Source organism: Stenotrophomonas sp. DDT-1, assembly GCF_001580555.1.
GTDB lineage: Bacteria > Pseudomonadota > Gammaproteobacteria > Xanthomonadales > Xanthomonadaceae > Stenotrophomonas > Stenotrophomonas sepilia.
Genome location: NZ_LEKR01000050.1, coordinates 1 through 20563 on the forward strand (window position 1 = coordinate 1; position 20563 = coordinate 20563).

Annotated in this window: 11 protein-coding genes and 1 riboswitch; of the genes, 8 read left to right on the plus strand and 3 right to left on the minus strand. The window is 66.3% G+C overall.

All coding sequences use genetic code 11. The features are described 5' to 3' along the window. The first annotated feature begins 179 nt into the window (after positions 1 to 179). The 6 genes from AB839_RS18190 to AB839_RS18215 all read left to right on the plus strand — a co-directional run bounded on the left by AB839_RS18190 (position 180) and on the right by AB839_RS18215 (position 13347). Positions 180 to 1976: an autotransporter assembly complex family protein gene (locus tag AB839_RS18190; protein ID WP_061480438.1), complete on the plus strand. Its 1797-nt coding sequence runs from the start codon at positions 180 to 182 to the stop codon at positions 1974 to 1976. Then, entirely contained in the window at positions 1973 to 5830 is a 3858-nt protein-coding gene (locus AB839_RS18195; RefSeq protein ID WP_061480439.1) for a translocation/assembly module TamB domain-containing protein, read from the plus strand. The genes AB839_RS18190 and AB839_RS18195 overlap by 4 nt, the downstream gene beginning before the upstream one ends. A 179-nt stretch (positions 5831 to 6009) precedes the next feature. Further along, on the plus strand, positions 6010 to 8157 hold the full coding sequence (locus AB839_RS18200; RefSeq protein ID WP_061480440.1) for a S46 family peptidase: 2148 nt from the start codon (positions 6010 to 6012) through the stop codon (positions 8155 to 8157). Between the two features lie 135 nt (positions 8158 to 8292). Then, positions 8293 to 11751 carry a PAS domain-containing hybrid sensor histidine kinase/response regulator gene (locus tag AB839_RS18205; protein ID WP_061480441.1) on the plus strand — a complete coding sequence of 1153 codons (3459 nt, stop codon included), beginning with the start codon at positions 8293 to 8295 and terminating at the stop codon, positions 11749 to 11751. Between the two features lie 238 nt (positions 11752 to 11989). Continuing rightward, positions 11990 to 12079: riboswitch (yybP-ykoY riboswitch) on the plus strand. An 89-nt stretch (positions 12080 to 12168) separates the two neighbouring features. Further along, entirely contained in the window at positions 12169 to 12744 is a 576-nt protein-coding gene (locus tag AB839_RS18210; protein ID WP_053498787.1) for a manganese efflux pump MntP family protein, read from the plus strand. A gap of 147 nt (positions 12745 to 12891) precedes the next feature. Continuing rightward, positions 12892 to 13347 (plus strand): transposase, encoded by a 456-nt coding sequence (locus tag AB839_RS18215; protein WP_061480442.1) that lies wholly within the window; start codon positions 12892 to 12894, stop codon positions 13345 to 13347. A 102-nt stretch (positions 13348 to 13449) separates the two neighbouring features. On the opposite strand, the gene AB839_RS18220 is transcribed toward AB839_RS18215, so the two are convergent. Then, on the minus strand, positions 13450 to 14115 hold the full coding sequence (locus tag AB839_RS18220) for a response regulator transcription factor (protein WP_005420420.1): 666 nt from the start codon (positions 14113 to 14115) through the stop codon (positions 13450 to 13452). 81 nt (positions 14116 to 14196) lie between these two features. After that, positions 14197 to 16140, minus strand: coding sequence for an acetate--CoA ligase (gene acs / locus AB839_RS18225; protein WP_061480443.1), 1944 nt, complete (start codon positions 16138 to 16140; stop codon positions 14197 to 14199). 245 nt (positions 16141 to 16385) lie between these two features. Here acs and AB839_RS18230 point away from each other — a divergent pair, with 245 nt between their 5' ends. Together AB839_RS18230 and AB839_RS18235 are read left to right on the plus strand one after the other, a co-directional pair. Beyond that, positions 16386 to 17813 carry a DcaP family trimeric outer membrane transporter gene (locus tag AB839_RS18230; protein WP_061480444.1) on the plus strand — a complete coding sequence of 476 codons (1428 nt, stop codon included), beginning with the start codon at positions 16386 to 16388 and terminating at the stop codon, positions 17811 to 17813. A 127-nt stretch (positions 17814 to 17940) separates the two neighbouring features. After that, a complete protein-coding gene (locus tag AB839_RS18235; protein WP_061480445.1) occupies positions 17941 to 19602 on the plus strand; it encodes an MFS transporter in 1662 nt (553 codons plus the stop codon). Positions 19603 to 19882: 280 nt separating this feature from the next. On the opposite strand, the gene AB839_RS18240 is transcribed toward AB839_RS18235, so the two are convergent. Continuing rightward, a complete protein-coding gene (locus AB839_RS18240; RefSeq protein ID WP_206743599.1) occupies positions 19883 to 20518 on the minus strand; it encodes a hypothetical protein in 636 nt (211 codons plus the stop codon). Between the last annotated feature and the right edge of the window lie 45 nt (positions 20519 to 20563).

Here is a 20563-nt window from a genome sequence, read left to right on the forward strand (position 1 = left end):
CCGGCACTGCCGGAGCATCGCCGGCGGATGTCTATCGGGGTCATTGCCGACATCGTGGACGATGCCGGCATCCTGATTGGTCGATTGCGACAATCGACGCCTTGCGGTGTATTTTGACCGCCACTTAACAACCGATCCCCAATGACGTGATGCATTTCGCATCGTCACCTCCGGTCGGTATGCTGTGCCGCATGCAGCCAAAGAAATACGCCCTGCCGCTGATGGTCCTGTCGCTGGCCGCCACTTCCGTGGTCCATGCGCGCGGCACCATCGACAAGGTGGACATCAAGGGATTGGACAAGGGCGACGACGCCGCAATCATCGAGAACATCCAGGAATCGCTGTCGCTTTACGACACGATCGGCAAGGAGCAGGGCGAATCGCGCCTGGAGTACCTGCTGTCGCAGGCCGAGCGGCAGACCCGCCAGGCGCTGGAGCCATTCGGGTACTACAACCCGGTGATCAAGGTCGAGGCGCCGCGCGAGGATGAGCATGTGCGCGTGCTGATCCATGTCGACAAGGGCGCCCCGGTGACCGTGCGCCGCGAGCACATCGACATCACCGGCCCGGCGATGTACGACCAGTACCTGCAGGACGACCTGGCCGCCTTCAAGCCGCGCAAGGGCCAGCGCTTCGAGCACACCCAGTACGAAGCCAGCAAGATCACCATCACCCGGCGCCTGGCCGAGCGTGGCTACTTCGATGCCGACTACACCCAGCGCCAGGTGCAGATCACCCGCGCCGACAACGCCGCCGACATCGACCTGACCTGGGACAGCGGCCGCCGCTACAACATGGGCCCGGTGCGCTTCGAGCAGGATTACTTCGTCGACAAGCTGTTCGATCCACTGGTGTACTGGGACCAGGGCAGCTACTACCACGAGGGCAAGCTGGACCGGCTGCGCGAGTCGCTGACCAAGCTGGACTACTTCAGCGTGATCGACATCCAGCCGCGCCCGGACCAGGCCGATGAAAACGGCGAAGTGCCGGTGGACGTGAAGCTGACCCGGGCCAAGCGCACCATCTACACCGCAGGCCTGAGCTACGGCAGCGAGAGCGGCCCGGGTGTGCGCGGTGGCATCGAGCGGCGGTTCCTGAACAACCGCGGCCACAAGATGAACACGCAGCTGGACTATGCGCAGAAGCGCAAGAGCCTGGTCACCAGTTACCGCATTCCGGCCTTCAACTGGCTCGACGGCTGGTACACCTTCGCCGCCAGCGCGTACGACGAGCAGACCGACTACATCGATCTGCGCAACTTCAAGCTGATCGCCAGCCGCAGCGGCGAGATCAACGAGCACTGGACCGCGATCGCCTCGGTCAATGCGCTACGCGAGCGCTGGCGCTATGCCTCCGGCACCGAATTCACCGACGCCGTCTACAACACCTCGACGCTGGTGTACCCGCAGATGGTTGCCGACTACGTCAACGTCGACGACGAGATGTTCCCGCGCAAGGGCATCAGCGGCGCGGCGACGGTGCGTGCCGGCGTGGAAGGCGCCGGCTCGGATACCAGCTTCGTGCAGGCCAACGCCGTGTTGCGCTGGTACATCCCGGTGGGTGAAAGCAACCGCCTGATCCTGCGCGGCGAGGGCGGCACCACCTGGACCAGCGATCTGGTGGCGATGCCGCCGAGCCTGCGCTATTTCGCCGGTGGTGACCGCAGCATCCGCGGCTACGCCTACCGTGAGGTCGGCCCGCGTACGCCGAAGCCGGACAAGTACGCGCTGGGTGCCAAGAACCTGGTGATCGGCTCGGCCGAGTACGAGCACTACTTCAACGGTGGCCCCTGGGGTGCGGCGGTGTTCGTCGATACCGGCAGTGCCTTCGACAACACCATCGACCTGCATACCGGCGTCGGCTTCGGCGTGCGCTGGAAATCGCCGGTGGGCCCGGTGCGCATCGACGTGGCGCACGGCCTGAACAACCCGGATTCGCAGTTCCAGCTGTACCTGAACATCGGAGCGGACCTGTGAGCACGCCCGCACCGACCCCGAACACCCCGCCGCCACGCGTGCGTTTCTATCGCCGTCGCCGCTTCTGGGCATGGTCCGGCGCCGGTGTGATCGGCCTGGTGCTGCTGGCCCTGCTGGCGGTGTACTGGCTGCTGCAGACCGTGGCCGGCCGTGACGTACTGCTGGCCCAGGTGGTGGCGCGGCTGCCGGTGGGTGCCAGCTTCACCTGGGACAAGGTGGAGGGTCCGGTGGCCGGACCGCTGACCCTGTACAACGTCGACTTCCGCTATGACGACATCCATTTCCACGCCGAGCGTGCGCACCTGGAGCCGGACCTGCGCCCGCTGCTGGGCCGCAAGCTGCTGCTGGACAAGCTGGAGCTGACCAACGCGACGTTGAACCTGGCCAAGAGCGATGAGCCGTTCAAGCTGCCGTCCTGGCCCGATTCCCTGCCGCAGATCGAGATGCCGCTGGCGATCCAGGCCGATGCCATCGCCATCGATGGCTTCCGCATCAGCCAGGCCAACGAACCGGTGATCGACATCAGCCGCGTGCGTGGTGGCATCGAGATCGCCAACGGCGAGTTCCAGGCGCACAAGCTGGTGGTGGACAGTGACATGGGCAACTTCACTGCCCAAGGCCATTACATCCCGGCCAAGGAGTACGACACCGACGTGACGGTGACGGCGGTGTTGCCGGCACCGCGTGGGCGCACGGCCGCTACCGTCGGCCTGGTCGCCCGCGGTGACCTGTCGCACATGGAAGTGGCGGTGGCCGGGCGTGCACCGAAGCCGCTGCACGCGATGCTGGTGTTCGATGGCCGCACCGACCCGACGTGGAATGCCAGCGTGCGCAGCGACGAGCTGGATCTGGCGCTGCTGTCGTCGGCATTGGCGAGCTCGGCGATCATGCCGTTGTCGCTGGATTTCACTGCTGCTGGCAAGGGCGGCAATGCCAGCCTGCGTGGCAAGGTGAAGCAGGGCGGGCAGGAACTGGAACTGGCACCGTCCGTGGTGTCATTGCAGGACCAGGTGCTGAAGGTTTCGCCGCTGCTGCTGAAGGGTCTCGGTGGCGAAGCCCGCCTGGAGGGTACCGCCGATTTCAGCCAGGAAGACCAGCAGAAGCTCAACTTCTCGGTGGTCGCGCGTGACCTGACCTATGTACCGGCGCCTGATCCGAACACCGCCGGCAGCGCGCCGGTGCCGGTCACTCTGAAGGAAGCACGCTTCGGCCTGGCCGGTACCCTGAAGGCCTGGGCGGCGATCGGCCGCGCCGAGGTCGAACGCGAAAAGCAGAAGGCGCAGCTGCACTTCGATGTGCGTGGCAATGACCAGGCCGCGTCGATCCACCAGCTGCAGGCGCAGACGCCCGGTGGCCAGCTGCAGGTGGAAGGCCAGGTGGCCTGGGCGCCGCAGCTGGACTGGGACGCCAAGGCCACGCTGAAGGACTTCGACCCCGGCTATTTCGTGCCAGGCTGGAATGGCCGCCTGTCCGGCAACCTGGCCTCCAAGGGCCGCCAGCTGCCGCCGCCGGCCAATGCCGCACCGGGCACCGCCGGTACGCTGGAAGCCACGGTGGACCTGCCCTCGCTGAAGGGCATGCTGCGCCAGCGCAATCTCGACGCACAGGGCAAGTTCGCGCTGCAGGGCGCGCAGGGCCAGGGTGACCTGAAACTGGCGTTGGGCAGCAGCCGGGTGACCGCGTCGGGCAAGGTCGGCGACCGCCTCGACATCGATGCGCGTTTCGAGCCATTGCAGTTGAGCGACCTGCTGCCGGGCGCAGACGGTGGCCTGCGTGGCCAGGTACAGGTGAAGGGCCCGCGCGATGCGCCGGACATCACCGCCGACCTGGTCGGCAACAACCTCAACTGGGATGGCTACGGCGCCGAGAGCGTGAGCATCAAGGGCCGCCTGCCGTGGCGCGGCGACAGCGGCACGCTGGCGGTGCAGGGCCAGCAGGTCAACGCGGGCATGCTGCTGGAGCGGCTGAACATCGACGCGCAGGGCAGTGTGTCCAACCTGCGCCTGGCTGCGCAGACCCGCAACGAGATGGGTGCGATCGAGCTGCAGGGCAGCGTGCGCCAGCAGGGCACGCAGTGGCGTGGCGAGCTGGCGTCGCTGCGCATCGCACCGGTGAAGGGTGATGCCTGGGCGCTGCGTGCACCGGCGGCGTTCGCGATCAACGGCAGCACCTACACGCTGTCCGAAGCCTGCCTGGCCGCGGCCAGCAGCGGCGCGCTGTGCGCACAGGCCAACTGGCCACGCGAAGGCCTGGTGGTGCGCAGCGACGCGCTGCCACTGGCGCTGGTGCAGCCGTGGTTGCCGCCGCAGTCCGGCCGCCGCATCTACCTTCGCGGCGATGTCAGCCTGGACGCGCAGATCCGCCCGCGCGGCAACGCCTGGGAAGGCCATGTGGAAGTGCGCTCGAAGGAAGGCGGCGTGCGCCTGGGCGAGAACCGCAACACTGTGGGCGATACCACCCGCGGCGAGCTGGTGCGCTATGACCAGTTCTCGCTGAAGCTCGACATGACCCCGGCCAGCATCAAGGGCTACCTGGGCATGGGCTTCCAGGGCAACGGCTTCGTCGACGCCAAGATGCAGACCGGCTGGGAAGCCAGTGCGCCGCTGAATGGTGAGCTCTACCTCAACATGTCGCGGCTGTACTGGCTGGAGCTGTTCTCGCCGGACATCGTGCGACCGACCGGCCTGATCGAAGGCCACGTCAGCCTGCGCGGGACGCGAGGCCAGCCGTCGCTGGGTGGCGACGCACAGCTGAGCAACTTCAAGGGTGAATTCCCGGCGCTCGGCCTGACCTTCGACCAGGGCAAGGGCAGCTTCGTGGCCCAGCCCGATGGTTCGGCCAAGATCACCGCGCAGGCCAACTCCGGCCAGGGCACGCTGTACGTGGACGGTGGCCTGTCGTGGTTCGGCGATGCGCAGCCGCTGCAGCTGAAGATCCATGGCGAGAACGTGCTGCTGTCCAGCACCAGCGAACTGCGCATCGTCGCCAACCCCAACCTCGACTTCACGTTGGCCAAGGCAGCGATGGAGCTGCGTGGCACCGTGCACGTGCCCGAGGCCGACATCGACCTGGAACGCCTGGACCGCGGCACCTCGGTATCCGAAGACGTGGTGGTGCTCGACCCGGCCGATCCGGAAGAGTCGCGCACCTCGCCGCTGGACATGGACCTGACCGTCAGCCTCGGCGACAAGGTGAAGATGACCGGGTTCGGCCTGAAGGGCGCGCTGACCGGCAAGATGCAGGTCTGGGCCAAGCCCGGCCGCGAGATGACCGCCAATGGCGGCCTGGAAGTGAGCGGCCGCTACAAGGCTTACGGGCAGGACCTGACCATCACCCGCGGCAACCTCAACTGGAACTACAACGCGGTGTCCGACCCGCGCATCAACATCCGCGCCGAGCGCCGCATCGGTGATGTCACCGCCGGCATCGACGTGACCGGGCGTGCCCAGCAACCGCGTGCCGACGTGTGGTCCGATCCGGCGATGTCGCAGTCCGAGGCACTGGCCTATCTGGTGCTGGGACGCAGCCTGACCGGCGCCAGCAGCGACCAGGCGCAGCAGGTCAACGCGGCCTCGGCGGCGCTCTCGGCTGGCAGTGGCCTGCTCGCCTCGCAGCTGGGTGCCAAGCTGGGCCTGGATGATGCCGGCGTAAGCCAGTCGCGCGCGCTGGGTGGTTCGGTGATCGGCGTCGGCAAGTACATCTCACCCAAGCTTTACGTGGGTTACGGCGTGTCGCTGGTGGGCGCCGGTTCGGTGATCACGCTGAAGTACCTGCTGCGCCGCGGGTTTGATGTGGAAGTGGAATCGAGCACGGTGGAAAACCGTGGTTCGATCAACTGGCGGCGGGAGAAGTAACCCGCCGTGGCATCCCTGTAGAGCCGAGCCATGCTCGGCTTCTGCGCGCGGCGCGGGTTGAAGGAAGAGCAGCCGAGCATGGGCTCGGCTCTACCCGTCAGGTCCCCAACCATCGGCCGTTGCCCCATCCGGCCCCAGCGGCTATGGTCCCGGGCTGTTCTGTCGTACCGGATTGCCTCATGTCGCCACGCAAAGCCCTTCCCACCGCCCTGGCCCTGGGCCTGACCCTCGCCGCCGGTGCCCACGCCGATGAAGGCATGTGGATGCCGACCCAGCTGCCGGACCTGGCCAAGCCGCTGCAGGCCGCTGGCTTCAAGGGCAATCCGGCCGACCTGGCCAATGTCACCGCGCCGCCGCTGAGCGCGGTGGTGCGCGCGGGCGGCGGCACCGGCTCGTTCGTGTCCAGCGACGGCCTGCTGCTGACCAATCACCACGTGGCGATGGGCGTGATCCAGTACAACAGCTCGCCAGAGCACGACCTGATCAACGGTGGCTTCATCGCCAGGGACCGTGCCGACGAGCGCCCGGCCAACCCCGACTTCCGCGTGCTGGTCACCGTTGGCTTCGACAAGGTGACCGATCAGGTGCTGGCGCAGGCCCGCGGCAAGACCGGCCGTGCCTACTTCGATGCCGTCGATGCGGCCAGCAAGCAGATCGTGGCCGAGTGCGAGAAGGACGGCAGCGTGCGCTGCTCGGTGGCCAACATGTACTACGGCACCGACTTCTACCGCATCGCCCAGCTGGAACTGAGCGACGTGCGCCTGGTGTACGCGCCGCCGCGTGCGATCGGCAACTATGGCGATGAGATCGACAATTTCATGTGGCCGCGCCACACCGGCGACTTCACCCTGCTGCGCGCCTATGTGGGCAAGGACGGCAAGCCGGCCGCCTACAGCAAGGACAACGTGCCCTACCAGGCGCCGGCACACCTGCAGATGTCGGTAGAGGGCCCGAAGGAGGGCGACTACGCGATGCTGGCCGGTTATCCGGGCATCACCTACCGCCACCGTACTGCGGCAGAATTCGCCGGCCAGATCGACACCGTGCTGCCGCGCCGCGTTTCGGTGTTCCAGCAGATGATCGACACCATCGAGGCGGCAACCGCCAAGGACGCGCAGGCACGTACCCGTTACGCTTCGCAGTTGCAGTCGCTGAAGAACAACCGCAAGCGCGCCGCCGGTGAGCTGGAAGGCCTGCTGCGCAGCGATGCCAAGGCCCAGCGTGCCGCCGACGAGACCGCGATGCTGGCCGCCACCGACCGCAGGTACCAGGGCGACATCAAGGCGCTGCTGGCCAACCTGTCACAGGGCGCGGCGGTGGGCGAGCGTGACCTGCTGCTGGACCAGATGGCCGCACAGAGCCAGTTGCTGCGCTCGGCGCTGCTGCTGGAGCGTCTGCGCATCGAATCGGCCAAACCGGACGCGCAACGCGAGAGCGGTTACCAGCAGCGCGACCAGGCGATGATCGAAGGCGTGCTCAAGCAGGTCCAGCGCCGCTACGCACCGGAGGTCGAGAAGGCCCTGCTGACCACCCTGCTGACCCGTTACCAGCAGCTGCCGGACGCGCAGCGCGTGGCCGAGTTCGACGCCGCCTTCGGCCGTACCCCGCAGCAGCTGGCCAAGGCACTGGACACCCTGTACGCCGGCACCCAGCTGGGTGACGAGGCGCAGCGCCTGTCGCGCTTCGTGGCTGCGCGCGAAGGCAAGGCCCTGGCCGCCGATCCGTTGATCGCTGTGGCCGGCCCGCTGGTGGCCGCGCAGCTGCGCATCGAGAACGAAAGCAAGACCCGCGAGGGCGAGCAGCTGCGCCTGCGCCCGGCCTACATGCAGGCGCTGTTCGCCTGGCGTGCCAAGCAGGGCCGCGCCGTGTACCCGGATGCCAACCGCACCCTGCGCATCAGCTACGGCAAGGTCGAGGCACTGCACCCGCGCGATGGCGTGACCTACTCGCCGGTGACCACCGTGGCCGGCATCGTCGAGAAGAACACCAACGCCTATCCGTTCGACGCACCCAAGCCGCTGCTGGCCGCGATCGCCAAAGGTGACTTCGGCAGCACCGCCGATCCGGCACTGAACACCCAGACGGTCAATTTCCTGACCAACCTGGACACCACCGGCGGCAACTCCGGCTCGCCGGTGCTCAATGCGAAGGGCGAACTGATCGGCCTGAACTTCGACAGCAACTGGGAGTCGGTCAGTGCCAGCTGGTGGTTCGACCCGCGCTACAAGCGCGCCGTGCACGTGGACATGCGCTACCTGCGCTGGCTGCTGGCCAAGGTCTACCCGGCGCCGGAACTGCTGAAGGAAATGGGCGTGCCGGCCCAGTAAGAAGCCGGCCACGACCCACGGTCGTGGCCCGCACCGCGTAGGCCCCCACCTGGGTGGGGGTGGTTGCCCCCAACGCGCCCGCACCCCCGGCCACGCCTGGCCTACACTGCGGGTTCTTCCCACGGAAACGCACGCGTGGTCTCCAGCTGGATCCTGCTGCTGGTCTCGGTTGCCTATGCCGCGCTGCTGTTCGGCGTGGCGTGGTGGGGCGACCGTCGGCCGATGTACCCCGACCGGCCGTGGCTGCGGCCGGTGGTCTACAGCCTGGCGCTGGCCGTGTACTGCTCGTCGTGGACCTTCTACGGCGCGGTGGGTACCGCCGTGCGCAATGGCGTGGGCTACCTGCCGATCTACATCGGCCCGCTGCTGCTGCTGTTGTTCGGCTGGCGCATCATCGAGCGCCTGGCGCTGATCGCACGCAGCCAGAACGTGGTCTCCATCGCCGATTTCATCTCCTCGCGCTTCGGTCGCTCGCGGCGGCTGGCGGCGCTGGTGGCGATCATCGCGCTGATCGGCATCATTCCGTACCTGGCGTTGCAGTACAAAGCGGTGGCGATGAGCCTGCAGGTGCTGACCGGCAACACCGGCCCCACCGGCTTCTTCACCGACCCGGCGCTGTACGTGGCGCTGCTGATGGCGCTGTTCGCCACCCTGTTCGGCACCCGCCAGGTCGATGCCACCGAGCACCACCACGGCATGATGCTGGCGATCGCCTTCGAATCGGTGATCAAGCTGCTGGCGATGCTGGCGGTGGGCGTGTTCGCCTACCTGTGGCTGAGCAACCGCACCGACGCGGTGGTCGAGTCGGTGCATACGCTGTTCACCGGCCTGCCGCCGGTCGGTTTCATCTCGCAGACCCTGCTCAGTTTCCTCGCCATCATCTGCCTGCCGCGCCAGTTCCACGTGGCCGTGGTCGAGTGCGGCGATGTGCGCGACGTGCGCCGCGCGCGCTGGATGTTCGGCGGTTACCTGGTGCTGATCTCGGGCATGGTGCTGCCGATCGCCACCGCCGGCGTCACCCTGTTCGGCACCGGCGGCAGCGTTGCAGACGATTCGATGGTGCTGGCGCTGCCGTTGGCCGAAGGCCGCAATGCGCTGGCGCTGATCGCCTACGTGGGCGGCTTCTCGGCGGCCACCGGCATGGTCATCGTCTCGTCCATCGCGCTGGCGACCATGGTCAGCAATGATCTGGTGATGCCGGTGCTGCTGCGTCGGAGCGGTGACCACCAGGAAGCCGCCGACGTCGCCTCGCGCGTGTTGTGGATCCGCCGCCTGGCGATCCTGCTGCTGGCGCTGATGGCCTACAGCTACTACCGCACCAGCAGCAACGACAGCACGCTGGCCTCGTACGGCCTGATGGCGTTCGCAGCGGTGGCGCAGTTCGCGCCCGGCCTGATCGGCGGCCTGTACTGGCGCGGTGCCAGCCGGCGCGGCGTCGAAGTGGGCATGCTGCTGGGCTTCGCCACCTGGCTGTACACCCTGCTGCTGCCGGCGATGACCATGGCCGGCTGGGTCGACGCCGGCTGGGTGCAGCACGGCCCGTTCGGCATCGAGTGGCTGCGTCCGCAGCAGCTGTTCGGCATGTCCGGCTGGGATCCGCTGACCCACGGCACGTTCTGGTCGCTGCTGGTCAATGCGGCCACGATGATGCTGGTGTCCGCACGCTGGCGGCCCGGCGTCGACGAGCGCCTGCGTGCGGCACCGTTCCTCGACCCGTATGCCGAGCGCCCGTCGGTGGCCGGCGGCTGGCCCGGCCACGTGCATGTGGGCGACCTGCTGGCGCTGGCCTCGCGCGTGGTCGGCGAACGTCATGCGCGGCGTTCGTTCTTCGAGCAGGCGCAGTCACTGGGCCGTGAACTGCAATCCTCCGCGCCTGCAGACCGCCCGTGGGTGCAGTTCACCGAACGCCTGCTGGCCGCGTCGATCGGCGCGGCGTCCGCACGCCTGCTGCTGACCAGCCTGCTGCGTGGCTCGGGCATGGACCTGGGTGAAGTGGTGGCGGTACTGGACGAAGCCGGGCAGGAACTGCGCTTCAACCGCGAGATCCTGTCGACCACGCTGGAGAACATCAGCGCCGGGGTCAGCGTGGTCGATCCGGACATGCGCCTGACCGCATGGAACCGCCGCTACCAGGACATGTTCGGCTACCCCGACGGCATGCTCTACGTGGGCCGCCCGGTGGCCGACCTGATCCGCTACAACGCCGAGCGCGGCGAGCTGGGCGAGGGCGATATCGAAGTGCAGATCAACCGCCGCATCGGTTACATGCGCGCCGGTTCGCCGCACGTGTTCGAGCGCACCCGCAGCGACGGCAAGGTGATCGAGATGCGCGGCCAGGCGCTGCCGGGCGGCGGCTACGTGACCAGCTACAACGACATCACCGACTACAAGCACGCTGAAAGGGCTCTGCTTGAAGCCAACGAGACGCTGGAACAGCGCGTGGCCGAGCGCTCGCATGAGGCCGAGGTCGCGCAGCAGTCGAAGACCCGTTTCCTGGCGGCGATCAGCCATGACGTGCTGCAGCCGTTGAATGCGGCGCGCCTGTTTGCGTCCGCGCTGCGCGACAGCGATCACGTGAGCGACGAACAAAAGCATCTGGCCGAACGCGTGGACGCGTCGCTGCGCGCAGCCGAAGAACTGCTGGATGGCCTGCTGGACGTGTCGCGGCTGGATGCCGGTGGCCTGCACCCGGTGATCGGCGAGTTCGATGTGAGTGCGTTGATGCGCGAGCTGGCCGCGCAGTACACGCCGGTCGCCGCAGGCCGTGGCCTGCGCCTGGATCTGTTCGCACGCGCGGCCTGGGTACGCAGCGATCGCCGCCTGCTGCGCCGCGTACTGCAGAACTTCCTGGCCAATGCGCTGCGCTACACGCGCCAGGGGCGCATCGTGCTGGCCGTGCGCCAGCGCGGCGACGAGGTGGAACTGCAGGTGTGGGACACCGGCCCGGGCATTCCCGAACACCACATGCGGCAGATCTTCGACGAGTTCCACCGCTACCAGCAGCCGTTCGACTGGGGCGAGCAGGGGTTGGGCCTGGGCCTGTCGATCTGCCAGCGCATCTCGCGCCTGCTCGACCATCGTCTCAATGCACGCAGCCGCGTTGGCAGTGGCTCGATGTTCTCGATCATCCTGCCGCGGGTTGCGCCCTTGCCCGGCTACACCGAGCCTGCCAAGGCGACCCAGGCCGTGGCCACACCGGTGCGCAGCGATTCGCTGGCGGGCCTGCGGGTGCTGTGCGTGGACAACGACGAGGAAATCCTCGACGGCATGCGCGCACTGCTCGGCCGTTGGCAGGTGCAGGTGATCACCGCCGCCACCGTCGACCAGGCGCTGGAGAAGATTGCCGAGCGTCCGCAGGTGATGCTGGTGGACTACCACCTGCACGATCGCATGGATGGCCTTGATGCCCTGGTGGCGCTGCGCGAGGCGGCCGGCTACCCGCTGCCGGGTGCGCTGCTGACCGCCGATGGGCGTGACGAACTGAAGCGGATGGCACGCGAGCGTGGCTACCGCGTGCTGACCAAGCCGATCAAACCGGCTTCGCTGCGCGCCTTCCTCGGCGCGCTGCGCGATGCCGGCAACAGCGATGCCTGATGGCGATGTAGAGCCGAGTCCGCACTCGGCTGCTGCGCGGGGCATGGTGTTCCGTGGCCCGGCCGAACAGCAGCCGAGCATTGGCTCGGCTCTACAAAAATCCAGTTGCGGGGGCCCTCTGTAGAGCCGAGCCCGCGCGCAGCGACGTGCTGATATAGCCATCGCTATACAAACCAGCCCTGCCTGCGCGTTTCGATGGAAATGCGCCACGCGTGGATCGCGATGCTAAGCTTCGCGTCCCCTTGGGGAGTAGCCGGATTCCTTCGCAGGAATCGTCCACGTCAACATACTCGGCCAGTGCGCCGTGGCGTGGACAACCATGATGGTTGGCGAGACCAGCGGCCCGCGCGCGCAACGTCAGGTTGGGCGCGAGCGCCGGCCGTGCGTCCGTCCTAGCCCGACCTTCAGCAGTCGCCAATGTCCCCCATCTCGATCCTCTTGATCGGCTTTGCCATGTCCACCGATGCCTTCGCAGCCGCGATCGGCAAGGGTGCCGCCATGCGCAAACCGGTGTTCCGTGACGCGCTGCGCGCCGGCATCATCTTCGGTGTCATCGAGGCAATCACGCCCATCATCGGCTGGCTGCTCGGCCGTGCCGCCCTGCAGTACGTGGAAGCTTTCGACCACTGGATCGCCTTCGGCCTGCTCGGCGCGCTGGGCATCCACATGATCTACAACGGCCTGCGCCCGGACAGTGGCGAAGATGATGAAGACCCTTCGCAGCACCACGGCTTCTGGAAGCTGGCGCTGACCGGTTTCGCCACCAGCATCGACGCAATGGCCGTGGGCATCGGCCTGGCCTTCATGGACGTGCATATCGGCGTGATGGCCGCGGTCATCGGTCTGTGCACGCTGACCATGGTGACCGTCGGCATCATGCTCGGCCGCGTGCTGGGCAGCATGGTCGGCAAGCGTGCCGAGATCATCGGCGGCGTGATCCTGGTGATCATCGGCGCGACGATCCTGTACGAACACCTGCACGGCGTGGGGTGAGCAGGGAAACCTGTAGAGCCGAGCCCACGCTCGGCTGCTTTGCATGGCAGCCGAGCATGGGCTCGGCTCTACATCAGAGTGTTGGCTGACAAGCATTGCGGTGTTGCACTGATGGAGAGACTGGCATGCGTGCCATAGCCTCTTCGCATGGCCAGTCCCGCACTCCGTTATGGTCGTTGGTCGCATACCGGCAATGTCTATGCACTTACCACGGTGACGCATGCGCGTCGTCCCTGGTTCAGTGACAAGGCCAACGTCGATCTGCTGATCGAAGCCCTGCGGACCGTAGAGCGGACGGGGCGCACCTCCTCCCTCGCCTGGGTGGTCATGCCGGATCATCTGCATTGGCTGTTCGAACTCCGTACCGGCACGCTTGCCGGCTGCATGCAGATCCTCAAATCACGGAGCGGGCGTTCCATCGGCAGGCGCGCTGAGGCCAACGCGCCGATCTGGCAGCCGGGATACTACGATCATGCGCTGCGCGGCGATGAGTGCCTGCGCACGCAGGCGATGTACATCGCGGCCAATCCAGTGCGTGCTGGGCTGGCCACGCGCATCGGGGAATACCCCTATGTGTGGAGTCGATGGCCGCTTGAGGAGTGATTGGTATTGAGGCAAAGAGCAGCCGAGCATGGGCTCGGCTCTACAGGGGCATCATGACGTCTGTAGAGCCGAGCCCATGCTCGGCTCCATAGTCGGTCACAATCAGTCTTCTTCCGGCGGCAGCACGATGGCGTCGTCGTCGATCGCCAGCTTGCCGGCCATCAGTACGGCCTGGGTGCGGTTGGTCACGCCCAGCTTGCGCAGGATGGCGGTGACGTGGGCCTTGATCGTCGCTTCGGAGACGTTGAGGTCGTAGGCGATCTGCTTGTTCAAGCGGCCGGCGCCGAGCATCTGCAGCACGCGGAACTGCTGCGGGGTCAGCTCGCGCAGGCGCTGGCCGACTTCGCGTTCTTCGCTGCCGGTGGGCGGTACGTTGTGCGCTTCCGGCGGTGCCCAGGTCTCGCCATCGAGGATGGTGCCCAGCGCATGGCCGATGGTGTCCGAATCCGCAGACTTCGGGATGAAGCCCAGCGCACCGTGGTCGAGCGCGCGGCGCATCACCGTGGCCTCTTCGCGCGCGGATACCACCACCACTGGCAGCTGGGGGTGCAGTGAGCGCATGTGCACCAGTGCGTTGAAGCCCTGCGCACCGGGCATGTTGAGGTCCATCAGGACCAGGTCGGCGTCGTTGTGCTGGTCGGCCAGTGCATACAACGCTTCCACGCTGTCGGCCTCGAACAGCTGCACGCCCGGGATGACCCGCTGCACGGCGCCGCGCAGGGCTTCGCGGAACAGCGGGTGGTCATCGGCAATCAGGAGGGTGGTCATGGTCGGGGGGGAACCGTGGGGGAAAGCAGATGGGGTCAGAGCCCTTTCCTTGAGGAAAGGGATCCGACCCCGGGTCGTACGTCAGCGCACCTTGCGCTCGTCCACCAGCGACGCCACCACCGACGGGTCGGCCAGGGTCGAGGTGTCGCCGAGCTGGTCCGGCGCGTTCTCGGCGATCTTGCGCAGGATGCGGCGCATGATCTTGCCCGAGCGGGTCTTCGGCAGGCCCGGCGCCCACTGCAGGTGGTCCGGCGTGGCGATCGGGCCGATCTCCTTGCGCACCCAGGCGATCAGTTCCTTGTGCAGTTCATCGCTCGGTGCCTCTTCGGCCACCAGGGTGACGTAGGCGTAGATGCCCTGGCCCTTCACGTCGTGCGGGAAGCCGACCACGGCCGCTTCGGCCACCTTCGGGTGCGAGACCAGCGCGCTTTCCACTTCGGCGGTGCCGATGCGGTGGCCGGACACGTTGATCACATCGTCGACGCGGCCGGTGATCCAGTAATAGCCGTCCTCGTCGCGGCGGCAACCGTCGCCGGTGAAGTAGCTGCCGGGGTAGGTGCGGAAATACGTATCGATGAAACGCTGGTGGTCGCCATACACGGTGCGCATCTGGCCCGGCCAGGAGTCACGGATGATCAGGTTGCCCTCGGTCGGGCCGTCCTGGATCTCGCCATCGGCATTGACCAGCGCCGGCTGCACGCCGAAGAAGGGCAGGGTGGCCGACCCCGGCTTGAGGTCCATCGCGCCGGCCAGCGGCGAGATCAGGATGCCGCCGGTCTCGGTCTGCCACCAGGTGTCGACGATCGGGCAGCGGCTGTCGCCGACCACCTCGTAGTACCAGCGCCAGGCCTCCGGGTTGATCGGCTCGCCCACGCTGCCGAGCAGGCGCAGCGACGCGCGCGACGTCTTCTTCACCGGCTCCTCGCCTTCGCGCATCAGTGCACGGATGGCGGTCGGGGCGGTGTAGAAGATGGTCACCTTGTGCTTGTCGATGACATTCCAGAAGCGCGAGGTGTCCGGATAGTTCGGCACGCCTTCGAACATCAGCGAGGTCGCGCCGTTGGCCAGCGGGCCGTACACGATGTAGCTGTGGCCGGTGACCCAGCCGACGTCGGCGGTGCACCAGTAGATGTCGTCCTCGCGCAGGTCGAACACCGCTTCATGGGTGTAGGCCGCGTACAGCAGGTAACCGCCGGTGGTGTGCAGAACGCCCTTCGGCTTGCCGGTGGAACCGGAGGTGTAGAGGATGAACAGCGGATCTTCCGCGTTCATGCGTTCCGGTTCGCAGGTGGCCGGCTGGCTGTCCACCACATCGTGGAACCAGCGGTCGCGCGGGGCCTGCATGTCCACCGCGCCGCCGGTGTGGCGCACCACCAGCACGGTTTCAACCGTGTTCGTGCCCGGCAGCTTCAGCGCGGCATCGACGTTGGCCTTCAGCGGAATCCTGCGGCCACCACGCAGGCCTTCGTCGGCGGTAATGATCAGCTTGCTCTGGCAGTCGCTGACGCGGTCGGCGATCGAGTTCGGCGCGAAGCCACCGAACACCACCGAGTGGATCGCACCGATGCGCGCGCAGGCCAGCATGGCCACCGCGGCGTCGACGATCATCGGCAGGTAGATGGTGACGCGGTCGCCCTTCTTGACCCCGAGGTTGCGCAGCGCATTGCCCAGGCGGCAGGTGCGCTCGTACAGCTCGCGATAGGTCACGTGCTGGGCGGGTGCATCCGGGCCGTCCGGCTCGAACAGCAGGGCGGTCTTGTCGCCGCGCGTCTCGAGCTGGCGATCCAGGCAGTTCACGCTGGCATTGAGCTCGCCATCCTCGAACCACTTGATGTGGAAGTCGGACAGGTCATAGCTGACGTTCTTGATCTTCGTCGGCTTGCGCATCCATTGCAGGCGCTCGGCGGCCTTGCCCCAGAATCCATCCGGATTGGCCACCGACGCCTGGTACTGCTGTTCATAGGTCTTCTTGTCGATGCGTGCCTTGGCGGCGAACTGCGGATCGACGGGGTAGATATCAGCCATGGCACCCTCACTTGCACGTTGACTTTGTATGTGCGGTCGCAGCATCGCAACGACCGATCCCCCTCAGTTTGCCCCATCCACCCCTGGCCGCGTCACCACCCTGGTTAGACCATGGTCGAAAGTGAGCGCCCTGCAGGGCCGGGTTCGACCAATGGCGAATAGCCGCTATACATAATCGCCCCGCAGTCTCGGCTCGACCGTGCCCCACGCGCGGCATCACCTTGCCACTTGGGAGAGAGGGCAACATGAGCCACCGTACGTTGAAAGCCGTGCGCACACCTTTGGCGGCCTGCATGCTGGTCGCCCTGGTCGCACCGGGCATGGCGTTCGCAGAGACCGCCAAAGAGAAGGCACTGGAAGCACGCGTTGCCGAACTGGAACGCCAGGTCCAGCTGCTGTTGTCTTCGCAGCAACAACAACAGACCCAGATCAGCCAGACCCAGCAGGCGGTGACCGAAGTGCGCACGGTGCAGGCCGGGCAGAAGCCGGTCGCACAGGTGCCGGCCGGCAAGCAGCCGATCCAGGTCACCACCCTCACCCCGGGCGCGGCACCGGGCACCACGGTCAAGATCGGCGGCTTCATCAAGGCCGACTTCCTGGCCACCCAGACCAGCGATGGCCAGCTGGCCGACGACGCCACCGGCCGTTCGCTGTATCTGCCGGGCCAGACCCCGGTGGAAGGCGCCGGCGGCAGCGGCAAGCGCTCGGGCACCGATTTCAACGCCCACGCCAAGTTCTCGCGCTTCAACCTGGGCATCGACAACGTCAGCGAATCGGGCAACAAGGCCGGTGCGTTCTTCGAGATGGACTTCTTCGGCAACTCGCTGGGCAACCAGACCGCCACCAATACCTACGGCGTGACCCTGCGCCACGCCTACATGTACTGGAACAACTGGCTGGCCGGCCAGACCTGGTCCAACTTCATGGACGCGGCCGCACTGCCGGAAGCGGTCGACTTCGTCGGCCCCACCGACGGCGTGATCTTCGTGCGCCAGGCGCAGGTGCGCTACACCCAGGGCGGCTTCAGCGTCGCACTGGAAAACCCGGAAACCACCACCCTCACCGGCACCCGCAACCCGGTCACCGGTGCCTGGACCAACGCCAGCGCCAACTCCGACCGTGGCAGCCTGCCCGACCTGACCCTGCGCTATGGCTGGAAGGGCGACTGGGGCACCTTCGGCGTCGGCGGCATCGTCCGTCAGCTGAAGGTCGACAACCAGGCCACCGGCGCGAAGGCCGACAAGGTGGCCGGCGGCCTGACCCTGGGCGGCAAGTGGGTGATGGGTGACAGCGATTCGCTGCATTACCAGTTGACCGGCGGCGAAGGCATCGCCCGCTACATCGGCCTGGGCATCACTGCCGACAGCGCCTACGACGTGGCCCGTGATGAGCTCAACCCGACCGGCGTGCTGGCCGGCTATGTCGGCTGGCGGCATGCGTTCTCGCCGAAGCTGCGCACCAACCTGATCTACGCGCGCAGCGACTACGACAACGACAGCATCCTCGGCCCGCTGGTGACCAAGAGCGTGCAGAGCGTCCGCGGCAACATTTTCTATTCACCGCTGCCCAAGGTCGATATCGGCGCCGAGCTGATGTATGGCCGTCGCGAAGTGGAGAACGGCAACAAGGGTGACATCACCCGGTTGCAGTTCACTACGAAGTACAGCTTCTAGGAGCGTGCCGGCCAGCGGCCGGCACCTACCGAGATGGGGTGCCGGCCAAGGTCGGCATCTACCGAATTGAGTGCCGACCAACGGTCGGCACCCACCAACAACGATTGCTTCGGAGGGGAAGCGTCCCATGTCCAGTACACCCAGCACCGCACATAAAGCGGGCACCCTGACCAAGGGCCACAAGAAGGTCATCTTCGCATCGAGCCTCGGCACGGTGTTCGAGTGGTATGACTTCTTCCTGTACGGCTCGCTCGCGGCCATCATCGCCAAGCAGTTCTTCAGTGGCGTCAATGAAACCACGGGCATGATCTTCGCCCTGCTGGCGTTCGCCGCCGGCTTCTTCGTGCGTCCGTTCGGCGCGGCCTTCTTCGGCAGCCTCGGCGACCGCATCGGCCGCAAGTACACCTTCCTGGTCACCATCCTGATCATGGGCATCTCGACCTTCCTGGTCGGCGTGCTGCCCAACTACGCTTCGATCGGTTTCGCCGCTCCGGTGATCCTGATCATCCTGCGTCTGGCCCAGGGCCTGGCGATGGGCGGCGAGTACGGCGGTGCCGCCACCTACGTGGCCGAGCACGCACCGGACGACAAGCGCGGCCTGTACACCAGCTTCATCCAGTGCACCGCCACGCTGGGCCTGTTCCTGTCGCTGCTGATCATCCTGGCCTGCCGTATGACGCTGGGCAACGAGGCCTTCGAGGCCTGGGGCTGGCGCATCCCGTTCCTGGTCTCGATCCTGCTGCTGGGCATTTCGGTATGGATTCGCCTGCAGCTGAGCGAATCGCCGCTGTTCCAGCAGATGAAGGCTGAAGGCAAGGGCTCCAAGACCCCGTTCCGCGACAGCCTGAAGGGCGGCAACCTGAAGCTGATGTTGCTGGTCCTGCTCGGTGCAGCGGCTGGCCAGGCCGTGGTCTGGTACGGCGGACAGTTCTACGCGCTGTTCTTCCTCAGCAGCATGCTGAAGGTCGATGCCACCACCTCCTACCTGCTGATCGCCGCAGCGCTGGCACTGGGCACGCCGTTCTTCATCTTCTTCGGCTGGCTGTCCGACCGCATCGGCCGCAAGAAGATCATCCTGGCCGGCTGCCTGCTGGCGGCCATCACCTACATCCCGATCTTCAAGGGCCTGACCCACTTCGCCAACCCGGCCATCGAAGAAGCGCGCAGCAGCTCGCCGGCCCTGGTCGTCGCCGATCCGGCCACCTGCTCGTTCCAGTTCGATCCAGTCGGCCTGCGCAAGTTCACCAGCTCCTGCGACGTGGCCACCGCCGCGCTGACCAAGGCCGGTGTGCCGTACGACGTGCAGCCCGCCGCCGCCGGTTCGCTGGCGGTGGTGAACGTGGGCAGTGCCAGCGTCACCTCGTATGAGGCCGCTGGCCTGACCAAGGAAGAAGGCAAGGCCAAGGCCGATGCGTTCGGCGCGGAGCTGAAGACCGCGCTGACCTCTGCCGGCTACCCGGCCAAGGCCGATGGTGCGCGCATCAACATCGCCGGCACCATCTTCATGCTGTGGCTGCTGGTGCTGTACGTGACCATGGTCTACGGCCCGATCGCCGCCTACCTGGTCGAACTGTTCCCGACCCGCATCCGCTACACCTCGATGTCGCTGCCGTACCACATCGGCAACGGCTGGTTCGGTGGCTTCCTGCCGGCCATCTCGTTCGCGCTGGTGGCCGGTACCGGCAACCTGTACTACGGCCTGTGGTACCCGATTGCGATCGCACTGATGTCGGTGGTGATCGGCGGCCTGTTCCTGCGCGAGACCAAGGACGTGGATATCACCAAGTAAGAATGATGTTCATCGGATAAAGGAGAGGCCGTGGTGCAGACCACGGCCTTTTCGTTTCCCTGTAGCGCCGAGCCATGCTCGGCGACCGCGCAACGCGCGGCACAAAATTCCGCAGACGCGAACAGACAGCACTCAATGCCGTAATCGCGGTTGACAAGCATCCGAAGCCACAGCCCGTATCGCGCCCGGGGTCGGAACCCTTTCGCATGCGAAAGGGATCTGACTCAATCGCGGTAGGCAGTGCAAGTTAGAGCCTGGTGCAGTCGATCAACAGTCGGCTCTACCCGCCGTACAGTGCCCTTCTCTGCGAGGGAGTGACGTCAAAGATCCCCGCATCGATCAGCTTCCCGTAGTGGTCCCTGTTGCCTGGACCTGGCGGGTCGCAGCGCAGAAGGTTGTCGAGGGAACCATCGGGTGCATCCGAAGGGCTCAGGCGGCCTGAGGCATAGTCCTCTGCGGTAGGGCGCCTATCCGCGGCGGCCAGGTCAGGGAAGACCGGAGATACCCAGGTGCCAGCGTCATTGAACTGCCCTCCACAGAATTGCCCGGTCTGACGCGCGAGCAGACAGCCGCTGAGCGTGTCGATGAATCCGCAGTACTGCCTTTCATGCTCAGAACGGCGCCCATCCGGAAAACCAAGCTGACCGGATTCCAACTCGGTGATCAGCACGTATCTACCGTCAGGAGACGTCATTGGCTGGGCATTGTGCTCGAACAGCGAGTGAGATCGCGCACTCATCTCCAAACGGCGCACCAGATTGCCCTGCTTCATCACAGACAGGTTCCGGTAGCGACCGCTCTGCTTCCCGTCGTATCGCAGTGTGATGTTGCTGCCAGCGTGCACCAGTTCCCCGCCGTCAGCCTTCGTATCCTCTGTTGAAGCCAGTGTTGCGAGCACGGTGAAGATCAAGATCAACAAATTCGTTCTCCAGGAAACCGCCGTTTCATTACACTGATGAGG

Excerpts from the sequence above, each read along its gene's own strand:
- AB839_RS18190 (WP_061480438.1), top strand. The coding sequence starts at position 180 with ATGCTGTGCCGCATGCAGCCAAAGAAATACGCCCTGCCGCTGATGGTC.
- AB839_RS18200 (WP_061480440.1), top strand. The coding sequence starts at position 6,010 with ATGTCGCCACGCAAAGCCCTTCCCACCGCCCTGGCCCTGGGCCTGACC.
- AB839_RS18210 (WP_053498787.1), top strand. The coding sequence starts at position 12,169 with ATGTCCCCCATCTCGATCCTCTTGATCGGCTTTGCCATGTCCACCGAT.
- AB839_RS18215 (WP_061480442.1), top strand. The coding sequence starts at position 12,892 with ATGGCCAGTCCCGCACTCCGTTATGGTCGTTGGTCGCATACCGGCAAT.
- AB839_RS18220 (WP_005420420.1), bottom strand. The coding sequence starts at position 14,115 with ATGACCACCCTCCTGATTGCCGATGACCACCCGCTGTTCCGCGAAGCC.
- acs (WP_061480443.1), bottom strand. The coding sequence starts at position 16,140 with ATGGCTGATATCTACCCCGTCGATCCGCAGTTCGCCGCCAAGGCACGC.
- AB839_RS18230 (WP_061480444.1), top strand. The coding sequence starts at position 16,386 with ATGAGCCACCGTACGTTGAAAGCCGTGCGCACACCTTTGGCGGCCTGC.
- AB839_RS18235 (WP_061480445.1), top strand. The coding sequence starts at position 17,941 with ATGTCCAGTACACCCAGCACCGCACATAAAGCGGGCACCCTGACCAAG.